The organism is Pseudomonadota bacterium, assembly GCA_022361155.1.
Lineage (GTDB): Bacteria > Myxococcota_A > Polyangia > Polyangiales > JAKSBK01 > JAKSBK01.
On the sequence record JAKSBK010000210.1, the window covers coordinates 41,159 to 53,546 of the forward strand.

Genomic DNA, 12,388 nt, shown 5'->3' on the forward strand with positions numbered 1-12,388 from the left:
TGCACGATGGGGTTCTGCCAAGCTCGTTCCTGCAGGCGGCGGCGAGCGCTCACCGCTTTCGTGCGCGTGTTGGGCCTGCCCAGCGTTCGCCGCTCCGAGCCACAACCAACAGATGGCGGCACCCCTGAGCCGCTGCCTACTTCGATCCAATGACATGCTTTTGCGCCTCGTGTACGTCCCGGCGGTCCTGGAACAGTGATTGCTTAGATAGCTCGGGTAGCTTGGGTAACTCGGTGAGCGAAACCTTAAAACCCAAGTTCCCTCAAAGCTCAAGCTCGGGAAAGTGCAGGGGCATGCACCAATCCGGACCAATCGAGCCGTACAACGCCCCAGGATACAGGCGTGACCGCCCCGGAGACGGGGAGGGCAGCGAGCACCCCATGCATGCAGGCCCGTACCAACCCGCATCCGAGCTCACTCGCCGGTTGGCGCGCAGCCCAACAGCGTGGCCGCTCGAGCGTTTCGTAGGCTCAGAACGCCGCTTGCAGCTGGACGCGCAGGCGAGTGTTTTGGCCCGCTTTGCTGCCCTGATTCCACAGCTGAAACAAGTCCGCCTGAACCTTCAGGGGATGCTGTGCAAAGTAGTGGCCCACCACGACGCCGAGCTCGTTCTTGCCCTTGAGCACGGATGAGCGTCCGCGGGGACGGGTCATGCCGTAGCGAGCCCCGAACTCGAGGGCCGTGTAGGGCAGCAGGTAGCCTCCCTGCAGCATCCAGCCGTAGCCGTCGGACAGGTCCTCGCCGCCGCGGCCTTTGCGTACATAGAAATCGCTCAGCACGCACAGCCCGGCGAACTTGAACAACAGGTCGGCGTTGGCATTGTGGTAGTTCACCTGCTGCTTGGGCGTGCTTCCGAGGATTCCTCGACTTCCCGGTGCGTTCCGCAGGTAGGCGTAACCGGCACCGATGGAGAGCCTCGGCCTGAAGCTGCGCTCGAAGTCGGCCTCGGAATAGTCCTTGAACATCCCGAACGGCAAGACTTCGATACGCCCGAGCGCCATCAAGCCGAGGTCGCCCGCTCCGCGCGTCTTGTTCGAAGTGTTGCGACCCTCTCCAATGTAAACGCCGGCATAGTACTTGAGCACTCCGAGGCCGAGAAAGTCCTTGGACCGAAAATCAAGACCCAGGTCTCGATCCAGCGTGAACTCGGCATTGGTGACGGCGCGATCCACGAACTGCAGGTTGCCCGAGGAAACGACGCGCTGGCGGCTGTAGGGAATCTTGTACTGGCCCACGCGCAGCGTCAGGTCTCGCAGATGATCGAACGTCACGTACCAATCGAGCAGCGGGGTGGTACCCACCACGTTGGCAGCGCTGTTCGTGTTGTCGGAGAGCGCGATCGGCTGGCGTGCCATGTCGCGCGGCGCGACGGCGAACTCGACTTTGAACGTGTTGTGCTTTCCCCAGAAGTTGCCAAGAAACTGCAGGCGCGCGCGGCGGATCTGAAACGCCTGCCGGTCCTCGGCACCGCTTACCGACTCGTAGTCGTATAGGAACTGTGCTCGCAAGCGCGTTATGAGTGCGAACCGACCGTCCCCGGTCTTGACCTCGAGCCCCTTGCCCGGCCGGAAACGCATGCTAGCAGGCGCTGCCGCGTGGTTTCGGACGAGCTCGCTCTCCCAGGCCGGTACGAGGTCGTTGCGTTCTTCCGGAGCGGTGCTCGGTTGGGAAACAACACGCTGCGGCGAAGCACCAAGCTGGTCGACACCGTGCCGAGCGACACCATACCGAGTGTCAGCACCTTGTTCGGCCCTTGCGAAGAACTGCTGGGCCTTTGCGGAAGGCGCTCCCGCGGTCAAGAACAAGAGCAACGCGGCGGCATGCGCACGCGCAGGGCTCCCGTTGACTTTGCGAACCTTCGATTGCGTCAGTCGTAGCGGCATGGTTGCTTCCTATGCACCTTGCGGGGCGGTGTACTATTCGCTCCCTGGGTAGAGCGACCGCGTAACCTTGGCGGCGAGTCAGTCGCTACTATTCATCGATCGCCGGCGTCACGGGCAAGCGACAGCGTTGTGGCATCGAGGTGACATCAGGAATGGTCCTGGAGCATGTGTCACAGCCGAGCGGCAGCCCTGTGGCATCGAGGTGACAGGTTTGGCGTCTTCAGCCCGAATCTGGCGAAACCGGCCAATCGCTGATCGAGGGTGCTGGGCGCTCGCCGGGTCATCAAGCCGGACGGCCGCCAAGCCGGCCGGCTTCCAGCCACGGGTCGCGAGCGCAGCGCATCAACCACTCGAACATGGTCGAACAAGAGCCCGAGGAATGCCTCCCGAAGCTTGAACGTTGAACGAGGACGAGCTAGTTCACGATGCGGAAGTCGACGTATTCGCCGGTGTAGCTTCGCCAGTACGTTTCGACCTGATCGACCCTGGCTGTCGAGGGACCGCGCTGGGTCCAGGCGAGCAGGTCCTTGACCTGGTCCTCCTCGCCTTCGGCCATCACCTCCACTGCACCATCGGAACGGTTGCGCACCCATCCCGTGAGGCCGAGTCGCTTGGCCTCGCGCTGCGCGGAGGCGCGGAAGAACACGCCCTGGACCCGTCCCCGAACCACTACTCGTATGCGTTTCTGTGCCATCGTTGTCTCGTTGTTCGCAGCTGGGGCCCGGCGCAGCAGCCATGGCAGCGCGGGGCTTGCGTGCCCGAGCACGATCCGCTACGACCCCGCGCGTTGCATGGGCCTGAGCCTGGCTCTCCGGGGCCGAAGGGTGGCCCGCCAGTGTAGGGCACTCACTCACCAACCAGCCACAAGCTGAATAGCAGCCATGAAGCCAGGCATCCATCCCGAATACCAACAGTCCGTTATCACCTGCGCGTGTGGGGCGCGCTACGAGACCCGCTCGACGCGCGGTTCGTTCACCGTCGACCTATGCGCTCAGTGCCATCCCTTCTACACGGGACAGCAGCGTGTCGTGGATTCCGCCGGTCGCATCGATCGCTTTCGCAGGAAATACGCCAAAAAGGCGGACACGAAACGCAAGAAACCGACTGACACCTCTTAGGGCCGTCCAAGAATAACCGGTCGAGACCGGCCGCGCAGCGTGGAGGCGATTCGTCCCCGGATGCGACCCCCACCTTGGTGCGGTATACTGATCCGTCATGACGGAAGGCGCTGCGAAGTACATAGGTGGGCAGGCCGTCATCGAGGGGGTAATGATGCGGTCGTCCTGCGGCCTTTCGGTGGCCGTGCGCCGGCCGAACGGCGACATCGCAGTCAGCGACAAACCGCTGGTCGATCGTTGGGAAAGCTCGAGGCTCTGGAGGCTGCCGGGCTTTCGAGGCGTCGCCGCCCTGATCAGCTCGGTTTCGGACGGTTTCAGCGCGCTGCGCTTCTCGGCAGAACAGCAGCTCGATGAGGCGGAGCGCAAGCAGGAAGCGCAGGCATCGACCAAGGGCGCGTTCGTCGTATCGACCTTGATCGCGCTGCTTGTCTTCATCGCGCTGCCTCAGCTGATGACGGCCGGAGCGGCGAGCTTCATGGGCACTGAGCTCGCGGTTCAAGACTGGCGCTTTCACCTGATCACGGGTGGCTTCAAGCTGCTGCTGCTGGCGGGTTATCTTTGTCTAATCGGACAGATCCCCGACGTGCGCCGCGTGTTCCAGTACCATGGTGCGGAGCACAAGACGATCTATGCGTACGAGCAGGGTTTCGAGCTGACCGTGGACAACGTACAGCGCCAGTCCAAGCTGCATCCGCGTTGCGGAACGACGTTTCTGATCGTGGTGATCGTCATCTCGATCGTGCTCGGCTCGCTGGCGACCCCGTTGTTGCTTCCCGGCGCCCAGGGGGTGAGCGGCCAGCTGTTGACGCTGGCGCTGCGACTGGCGCTGCTGCCGATCGTGGCGGGGATGTCGTACGAGCTTCAGCGCTGGCTGGCGCGGCAGCCTGATTCGGGCCTGCTCGGCGTGCTGCTCTGGCCTGGATACGCGTTTCAGCTCATCACTACGAGGGAGCCAGACGACACCCAGGTCGAGATCGCGATCGCAGCCATGCAGACCGCTATTTGGCGCGAAACCGTGGGCAGGGAGGTGCCAGAAGGCGAGCCGCTCGTGTTCCGCGGGTTCGAGGCCTTCAACAAGGCGCTGCCCTCGCTGCGCCCCCTAGCAGCGGCTGCATAGCAGGTCTTGCTTCCCAACGAAAAACTCGAATCGCTGCGCTCGCGCTACCTGGAGCTCGAGGATCTGCTGTGCCAGCAGCACGTGTTGTCCAACGCCAAGCAGTACACGACCATCAACCGAGAGCGAGCCGAGCTCGAGCCGGTGGTCGAGGCGTACGCGCGCTACTGCGAGCTGCAGCAGCGGCTCGAGGAAGACCGGGAGCACATCAACGATCCCGAGCTTCGGCCTATGGTCTTGGCAGAGATCCCGGAGCTCGAGGCCGGGCTCGCAGAGCTCGAACGACAGCTTTCGGTGCTGCTGCTGCCTCGGGATCCCAACGATGCGCGTAACACCGTGCTCGAGATCCGCAGCGGCACGGGGGGCGAGGAGGCCGCCCTTTTCGCCGCCGACCTGTTTCGCATGTACTCGCGCTACGCCGAGAGCCGCAGGTGGAAACTCGAAGTGCTATCGGCCAGCACCGCCGATGCGGGCGGATTCAAGGAGATCGTGGCCTTGGTCAGCGGGGAGCGCGTGTACTCGCACCTGCGGTTCGAAGGTGGCGTGCATCGGGTGCAGCGGGTGCCAACTACAGAAACCCAGGGCAGGATACACACCTCGACAGCTACGGTCGCGGTGCTGCCGGAAGCAGACGAGGTCGACGTCGGCATCGATGACGCGGACCTGGAGGTCAGCATAGCGGCCGCCAGCGGGCCTGGTGGACAGGGAGTGAACACGACCAACTCCGCGGTGCAGATCCTGCATGTTCCGACGGGAATCATCGTCCGCTGCCAGGATGAACGCTCACAGATCAAGAACAAGGCGCGGGCTCTGAAGATCCTGCGCGCACGCTTGTTGGAGCGACAGCAGCGCGCGCAACACGAAGCGGTCGCCGAGGAGCGCCGCGGCATGGTGGGCACGGGGGAGCGTTCGGAGAAGATTCGCACGTACAACTACCCCCAAAACCGAGTCACAGACCACCGTCTCGGCCTGACGCTGCACAAGCTTGACGACATCGTTGACGGCGATCTGGACCAACTGCTGATCCCGCTGCGCACCGATCATCAAGCGGCGCTGCTGCAAGCGCAGGTGGGTGACCTACGCTGAGGCGTCGGGTCGAGACAGCGCGCGCATGGTCCGCCGACTCACAGCTTGACGGCGCACAATCCGTTCCTACATTAGCACGGCTGTTCGCTGCTTATCACGAAAGATGCCAGGAAACGCCCACGCCCTCCGATCGCAGCCGAGCGAACGGAATCCACCAGCTCGACTCAGCCGCTACGCGGAAGCCATCGTCCCAACCGATTATGGATCATTGCAAGTAGTGGTCTATCGAGAACGGGAGAGCAGCCACGAGCACTGCGCGCTCGTGGCCGGCAACGTGAGCAACCAAGACGACGTGCTGGTGCGGGTACACAGCGAGTGTTTCACGGGCGAAGTGCTTCATTCGCTCAAGTGCGATTGCCGCGAACAGCTCGATAGTGCGCTCCGGCAAATCACCGCGGCGGGTCGCGGTGCGGTCCTTTACCTGCGACAAGAGGGCCGGGGCATCGGTCTGGGCAACAAGATCCGCGCCTACGCGCTGCAGGCCGGCGGTGCCGATACCGTCGATGCCAACCGGCTGCTGGGGTTTGGCGACGACCTGAGACGCTACGACGCCGCAAGCGCGATGTTGAAAGACCTTGGCGTCCGCTCCGTGACACTGCTGACAAACAACCCAAAGAAGGTCCAGGCGCTGCAGGCTGACGGTGTGATCGTCTCCGACCGAATCTCCATGAAGGTATCGCTCAACAAGCACAATCGCCAGTACCTGATTACGAAGCGCTGCCGCATGGGACACGTGCTCTAAGGCACCCCCTACTCGTCGAGCGAGCAGGCCTTTGGACCGGCTCCCCACAGCAGTTGTGCAGGTCGCGGACACCTGTCGCTCGTGTTGAGGTCACAGCGATCGCAGCACTCGGGAAACGGCCCGTGCGTGCAGCCGCGGCAGTGCTCGATAAACTGCAGGGTTTCCCCAAGCTCCCTATGCACGCGCTTCAGCAGGTTGATCTTGCGCTCGAGCGCCTTGGCGCGTTCCCCCAGCGCGTTGCCCAGGCCCGCGACCGCCTGCTCGGGTGACTCGCAGCGGCTCTTGAGCTCCATGAGGTTTCGGATCTCGTCGACGGTTAGCCCGGCCTCGCGAAAACCGACAATGGCCCGCAACCGCTCGAGCTCACGCGGATCGAACTTCCGGTGTCCCCCCGGAGTACGCGAGACAGGACGGATCAGCCCGACATCCTCGTAGAAGCGCACGGTGCGAAGCGTGGACTCGGACCCGCTTGCCATCTCCCCGGTGGTTAGCAGCCGCCTCTTCACCCGTTGGGTACTCCCGCGCCAAAAATCTAGCCTGATGGCGACATTTTCATATAGAGAGCGGCCCTGTCGGGGTCAACCCGTCTGGCCGGCGGTATGCCGGCGGTAGCAGGATTTGGGCCGTGAGCCCTTGCTGGCAAGCTATGGCGACCTTAGGCTGGGGACAAGGCACATCGCTATGAGCACGCCGATTCGTCCCCCAGGAGGCGCCCCTGCGCCCGTCACGGTTCCAACCGAGGCGCTCGAAAGCGCGCAGCCGGCCAGCCAGGAAGCGGGCCCCATGAGCACAGGCGTGAAGGCGCCCGCCCCCGCCGATGGGTCGCACCCCATCGCTACAGAACTGGCTGCGGGACGTATCGATCTAGATTCGGCCATGAACGCCCTCGTGGATAGCGTGGCAGACGGAGCACTCAACCCAACCGTGGCTGCTGCAGAGCGCGAGCAGCTGGTCGCGCTGCTGAGGAGTGCCCTGGCCGGGGACCCGTCGCTTCAGGCCCTGATGCGAGACTTGGAACGCTCGCTGGAATCCTAGCCAGGGTCGTGAGGACACCGTATTGGCCTTTTCGCCCGCACCGAGGGCAGCCGCGGGCCTCGCGACCTTGGGCTGGCTGGTCGTCTGCTGCGGCGGCGACGATCGCCGCGGGCCCACAGAGCGACCGCGGGCATTTTACGCGATGGTGCAGGAAGCTGCGAAGCCGGCGGGGCTCGTCAAGGTGCTGGGATCTCGGCACGCGCGAGGCAGGAGCGGCCATCGCGCCACCTTGGGCAAGGCGCCACGCCACGAGCCCCCTTCCGCGTCCGATCCAGCCTACGCCGGTGCCGAACCGGTTCACGCACGCAGGCTCGTCTACCGCGTCCGTTTCCTGGTGCCCAAGGCGTTTGGCGAGCGCCCGCCCGATGTCTTTGCCGCCGCCACCGAGCTGACGATCGATGTGTCGCCGGACCGCCTGCGCGCGCAGTTTTCTGGGCCTGGATGGCCGGTCGACGCCGATTCCCAGGTGCGCCTGCGTGGCGATCGGCCGGGTGTCTACGTGTTCGACAGCGAGGGGGGGCGCCCGCTCGGCGCCTCGCAGCTGGCCGCTTGGTTCGAGGGTCGGCTGCCGGGTCACCAATCCACGACCCGGCTGGGCGTGGGCAGGGTCTGGGGAAGGCGGGTGGATGGGCCCGGTGAGCTCACGTGCGCCTTGTTCGCGGAATGGTCGGGCCGGGCTCGCGAAGGTGTCATGGGGCGTTGCCGGGGCAACGCCATGCCGCCCGTCTTCGTGCTCGGACCCTGGCGCGGCGAGCTCACCGCCGCCGTTGCACTGGAGCTGGCCAGGCGGGATCTGGCGGCCGACGCGACCCGACCGCCCCAAGGCATCCGGGTCGGGTCAGCCCCCTTTCTCGAGCCCCGGGCACTCGGCAGGCTGCAACCGGCCCGAGACAAGAGCGGCGAGGGCAAGGTCGAGCCGCCGCCGGCCGCCGGGCCCACCACCCTCGAGGTGGTGAACCACGAGCTGTTCACGGTGGTCGTCGTGGTGGACGGCACCCCCGTGGGCGCTGTGCGCGCGCAGCAGGCGGCGCGCTTCCTCGGATTGATGGCCGGGCCCCATCGCGTGGGGCTCATGCGTCCACTTGGGCTGTGGGCTCGCAGACCAAGATTGAAGTTCTTGCCCCATCGCCTGACCGTCGGGTCCGTCCAGGAGTAGCTCGACCGGCTGCGGCAGCGGCAGGACTTGCTCGCGGCTTTCGGGCTCGCAACGGCTCGTTCTCGGAGGCGGCGTTGGCTACCTACCTGTCGTTGCGACGCGGATCCCGGTGGACGGCTACCGTGCAGACGGCTTGCACCGATTGCGATGTCAGCTAGTGTCGCGGTCGGGTCTTCGTATGCCGGACGGAGCCAAAGCGCAGTCCGCCGCGGGTTACATGGGAGTCGCTGGTGAGACACGGGCCGAGCGCGTCCACGTCCCGGCGGCGGACGGTGGCCTCGACAGCGTGGAGATCTACCGCTGCATCAACGTGGCCACCGATCCGGAGCTCAAAGAGCGGGCGCTCGAGGGTCGCCTGCATCGCCTGGCCGATGGACGCGAGCTCGCCGTGCCGTTTGTCTACCACGACCCCGCGTCAAGCAGGTTCGCGCTGGTGGTCCCGAGCGTGTTGGCCTACCGAGAGCTTCCCGAGCGTGCCCAGCTTCTGTGCGAAGTCGCGCGCGAAACCGCTCACGCCATACCCGCCTACGTGCGCGCCTGTCCGAGTCTCGTGGGACTCGACGCCCTTAGGAGCTTCCTCGAGCAAGCGCCTCAGCAGCAACCGGGGCCAAGACAAGCCAGCGCCACGCAAACAGCCAGCGAGCCCACGCAGCCGGAGCCAACGCCGCGCCCTAGAACGCCGCCAGGGCCCATGCACGAAAGCGTCGAGTGGACTACCCAGATCACCGAGGGCGAGCTGCACGAGGTACGTGAAGCGCTCAACGCTCTGGACAGCGACGACGAGGTGGTGCCGCCCCCGTCGCAGGCTCCCGAACGGCACCCGGCCAGGGGCTCTCTACCACCCCCGATACGCAGCGCACCTCCCGGGCTGGGGTCCCGACCCGGAAGCAGGCCACCACCGCTGCATCGTAGAGCCGAAGCGGTGCCGCCCCCGCTGCACTTGACGCGCAGGTCAAGCCCGGTCCCGCGCAACGATGGGCCGACGGCGGCGCTTTCGGCGCCCCAAGGGGGCGTCCGGTCGGCTCCCCCGCCATTGCCTCGACATGACGCAAGCCGCGACGGTAGCGAGCCAGGCAGAAACGACAGCGGCGACAGCGATAGCGACACCTACGCGGTAGCCGAGCCCACGCACGTAGAGGGTCCGCAGCCAGGTGTGGCTCCGCCACCTTCATTCTTCGACACCTCGGGGCCGCATTTGGCCGCAGTGGTGGCCGGCGAGGAGCTTTGGCTGTTTGCTCGCATGGAACCGAGCTTCTTTGAAGCTCACCGGCCGCAAACACTCGAGCTGTGGGTGCAGGGGATCGAGGCCCAGGGCTGTCCCTTGGTTGTTGTCGTGCTAGGTGAAGCGCGGTCCGAGGCTTCACGCTACCTGTTGCGTGTACCGCTGGCGCTTCACGAGCGGGACGATAGGCGCGTGATCGACGCGCTCGTGCGAGCCTTCGAGGCCAGGGTGGCGCTCTACCGTGGCGAGCGCTACCAGCGCACGATCCAGGTACGCGGCCACGACCGCGGCACGCAGCTGCGGCACGTACTCGAACGGCTGGACCAGCTGCCGCGCCCGATGCCGCACACAAGCGCCGCTGCCATGGCGCGGCTGCGTAGCGATCCACCGCCCTTCGAACCGAATGCCGCCAGCCTGTTGCTGCGCACGGACGCACATGGGCGCTACAGCGCGGTCCCTTCGCAAGCAGGGTCCCCCGCGGCGCGCGCGGCATCCACGCGACCAGCCGGGAGCACCCCGCCGCCCCCCCCCACCCCGGCAGCCGCGCGAGCCGACGCAGCTCCCGCACACCCGTCACCCCCGGTGGGAACCGGCGGGGACGGCGGTCACCGCTTGGCTACGCTCCTGACTATGTGCCGCAAACGTGACCCGGCCGCGCTGCCTAAGCTCCTTGCCGATGTGCAAGAACTGACCATCTTCGAGGCTGCCCAGGTATTCGCAGCGACGGTGGGCTTCGGCGGCAGCGTATTGCCGGTGCTGCTCGAGGGGCTCAGTGAAACGTCCCCGGCCATCCGCCAGCTGTCGATGCTGGCCATCGGCGAGCTCGGGGACAGCCGTGCTGTCGTCCCCATGCTCCAGCAGCTGCGCCGCGAGCCAACCGAAGCGTGGCGCGAGGCCGCGAGGGCGCTCGGCTGCATGGGATCGGAGGTCTTCAAGGCCATCGACGACAGCCTCGACCTGAGTGACTACGAGGACCGCCACGTGCTCGCGCTCGCCCACCTGTCCAACCGGGGAGCGCTATCCGACTTGCAGAAAATGGAAAAAGGGGACGGCCAGAAACGGCGCAACGTGGCCCGCAAGGCGCTCGCGGTTCGGGGCCTGGTGCGGAGCGAGGACCGGGCCGTTCGTTCCGCGGGGGTGCTTCCCAGGGAAGACGAAGTGAAACGATTGTCGCAGGGCTTCTACGCAGCGCTGCACCCCTAGTTCCGCGGCCCGGGAATTCGAACCGGGGTTTCTGGGCCGTCGTGCCCGAGTCGGCCAAGAGTGCACGGATGCACCTGGTGGCCGATCCGGATCGAAGTATCCGGCGGGTGCGCGGGGATAGACACGGTAGTGACCGCGTCCTATACAGACTGACTATCGATGCGCATCGGGGTCTTCAGCGACGTTCACGCCAATGTTGAGGCGCTGAGCGCCGTTCTCGAGGCCTACCGCGACGAACGTGTCGACCGCTACTATTGCCTGGGCGACGTCGTGGGCTACGGTGCGAGCCCCAACGAGTGCATCGAATTGGTGCGAGAAACCGCCGAGCTCACGATTCTGGGCAACCACGACGCGGCGGTGGCCGGGCGCATGGACTACTCGTACTACTACGAGGCGGCACGGCGCGCGCTTGATACGCATGCCCGTATGCTGACCCCGGAGCACATGCAGTGGCTCAAGTCGCTCCCTTACAAGCATGACCTGGACGAGCTCGGTGTCTTGTTGTGCCACGGCTCGCCCGTGCGGCTCGAGGAGTTCGAGTACATCTTCGCCCCCGAGCAAGCCCGCGAATGCCTCGAGGTTTACGACGAGCTGGGCGACCTCACACTGATCGGTCATTCCCACTTGTGCAAGGTCTTTGCGCTCTCTCGCTACGATGTCCGCGAGCTGCCTCCGGCCAGCTTTTCCTTGGAACAAGGCTGGAAGTACATCGTAAGCGTGGGTTCGGTAGGCCAGCCGCGCGACTACGACAATCGCGCGAGCTACACCGTCTACGACTCTGGGACGCGCTCTTTCGAATTCAAGCGGGTCGAGTACGACATCGACGCGGCAGCCAACAAGATCTTCGCCAGCGACCTCGAGCACAACTTCGGCCACCGGCTGTTCATCGGCGTGTAGGCTGGATCGTGCCGAAGTTGACCGGGCCATCCCGCCCACTGCAAGATCGGGGGGGACGCCCGACTGGCAGGGGCTACGAAGGTGCCGCCGGTCGCTCATGGCTTGCACGCCGGCCGACCCATGACCCTCGCATCCATCCGCGCGCGTACCTACGAGCTATTGTCGGTCGAGCACCGCGCGGATCGCACGAGCCGCCGGTTCAACGGGCTGATCGGAGGCTTGATCGTGGGCAACGTGCTCGCGACGGTGCTGGAATCGGTGAGCTCGATTCGGCAGGGGCATGAAGCATGGTTCAGCTACTTCGAAACGCTGTCGGTGGCCGCGTTCAGCATCGAGTACGTGGCGCGGCTGTGGAGCGCGGCGGCCGGCTTCGGTGCCCGCGTGCGTCTGATGTTCCGGCCGATGATGCTCGTGGATCTGCTTGCGATCCTGCCTTGGTATCTGCCGCGCGCCGGCGTAGACCTGAGGGTATTGCGCGCACTGCGGCTGTTTCGTGTGGCGCGTGTCATGCGGCTCGGCCCTTACGTGTCGGCGCAGCGCACCTTGATGCGCATGTTCGAGCGCTGTCGTTATGAGCTCGGCGCGACCTTGGCCCTCGGCATACTGTTGCTGTTGCTCGCTTCATCCGGCATGTACTTCGTCGAACGCGAGGCCCAACCCGAAGCGTTCTCGTCGATTCCAGCGGCGATGTGGTGGGCCGTCGTGACGCTCACGACCGTGGGCTACGGCGATACCTACCCCGTGACCGCCGCCGGACAGCTCCTCGGGGGTGTGATCGCGACGCTGGGCATCGGCTTGTTCGCGCTGCCCACGGCGATTCTGGGCGCATCGTTTCTCGAAGCGCTCAAGGAGGAACGCCAACACCCGGAGCCCGCACGCTGCCCGCGTTGCGGCGCTGATCTCTCGCCCCGATCCCGAGGCGGTGCTTGATA

At 65.5% G+C, this 12,388-nt stretch carries 12 protein-coding genes; 9 read left to right on the plus strand and 3 right to left on the minus strand.

What is annotated here, in order from left to right; genetic code table 11:
* Positions 1 to 470: 470 nt before the first annotated feature.
* Together MJD61_07855 and yccX are read right to left on the minus strand one after the other, a co-directional pair.
* Positions 471 to 1,883 carry an OprO/OprP family phosphate-selective porin gene (locus MJD61_07855; protein MCG8555188.1) on the minus strand — a complete coding sequence of 471 codons (1,413 nt, stop codon included), beginning with the start codon at positions 1,881 to 1,883 and terminating at the stop codon, positions 471 to 473.
* Between the two features lie 415 nt (positions 1,884 to 2,298).
* Positions 2,299 to 2,577, minus strand: coding sequence for an acylphosphatase (yccX, locus tag MJD61_07860; GenBank protein ID MCG8555189.1), 279 nt, complete (start codon positions 2,575 to 2,577; stop codon positions 2,299 to 2,301).
* 187 nt (positions 2,578 to 2,764) lie between these two features.
* Between yccX and rpmE the strand changes: the two genes are divergently transcribed.
* From rpmE to ribA, 4 genes are all read left to right on the plus strand, one after another.
* Complete coding sequence (gene rpmE / locus MJD61_07865) at positions 2,765 to 3,001, plus strand: 50S ribosomal protein L31 (protein MCG8555190.1); 237 nt, start codon at positions 2,765 to 2,767, stop codon at positions 2,999 to 3,001.
* 97 nt (positions 3,002 to 3,098) lie between these two features.
* On the plus strand, positions 3,099 to 4,118 hold the full coding sequence (locus MJD61_07870) for a DUF1385 domain-containing protein (protein ID MCG8555191.1): 1,020 nt from the start codon (positions 3,099 to 3,101) through the stop codon (positions 4,116 to 4,118).
* Between the two features lie 6 nt (positions 4,119 to 4,124).
* On the plus strand, positions 4,125 to 5,201 hold the full coding sequence (gene prfA, locus MJD61_07875; protein MCG8555192.1) for a peptide chain release factor 1: 1,077 nt from the start codon (positions 4,125 to 4,127) through the stop codon (positions 5,199 to 5,201).
* 103 nt (positions 5,202 to 5,304) lie between these two features.
* A complete protein-coding gene (gene ribA / locus MJD61_07880) occupies positions 5,305 to 5,943 on the plus strand; it encodes a GTP cyclohydrolase II (GenBank protein ID MCG8555193.1) in 639 nt (212 codons plus the stop codon).
* A gap of 8 nt (positions 5,944 to 5,951) precedes the next feature.
* Here the strand turns inward: ribA and MJD61_07885 are convergent, their stop codons facing one another.
* On the minus strand, positions 5,952 to 6,449 hold the full coding sequence (locus MJD61_07885; GenBank protein MCG8555194.1) for a MerR family transcriptional regulator: 498 nt from the start codon (positions 6,447 to 6,449) through the stop codon (positions 5,952 to 5,954).
* Between the two features lie 175 nt (positions 6,450 to 6,624).
* Between MJD61_07885 and MJD61_07890 the strand changes: the two genes are divergently transcribed.
* The 5 genes from MJD61_07890 to MJD61_07910 all read left to right on the plus strand — a co-directional run bounded on the left by MJD61_07890 (position 6,625) and on the right by MJD61_07910 (position 12,386).
* The gene (locus tag MJD61_07890; protein ID MCG8555195.1) at positions 6,625 to 6,978 is read left to right on the plus strand and encodes a hypothetical protein; all 354 of its coding nucleotides are present in this window, start codon (positions 6,625 to 6,627) and stop codon (positions 6,976 to 6,978) included.
* Between the two features lie 142 nt (positions 6,979 to 7,120).
* A complete protein-coding gene (locus MJD61_07895; protein ID MCG8555196.1) occupies positions 7,121 to 8,134 on the plus strand; it encodes a hypothetical protein in 1,014 nt (337 codons plus the stop codon).
* A 178-nt stretch (positions 8,135 to 8,312) separates the two neighbouring features.
* On the plus strand, positions 8,313 to 10,559 hold the full coding sequence (locus MJD61_07900) for a hypothetical protein (GenBank protein ID MCG8555197.1): 2,247 nt from the start codon (positions 8,313 to 8,315) through the stop codon (positions 10,557 to 10,559).
* Between the two features lie 159 nt (positions 10,560 to 10,718).
* A complete protein-coding gene (locus MJD61_07905; GenBank protein MCG8555198.1) occupies positions 10,719 to 11,456 on the plus strand; it encodes a metallophosphatase family protein in 738 nt (245 codons plus the stop codon).
* 120 nt (positions 11,457 to 11,576) lie between these two features.
* Entirely contained in the window at positions 11,577 to 12,386 is an 810-nt protein-coding gene (locus MJD61_07910) for an ion transporter (protein ID MCG8555199.1), read from the plus strand.
* The last annotated feature ends 2 nt before the right edge of the window (positions 12,387 to 12,388 follow it).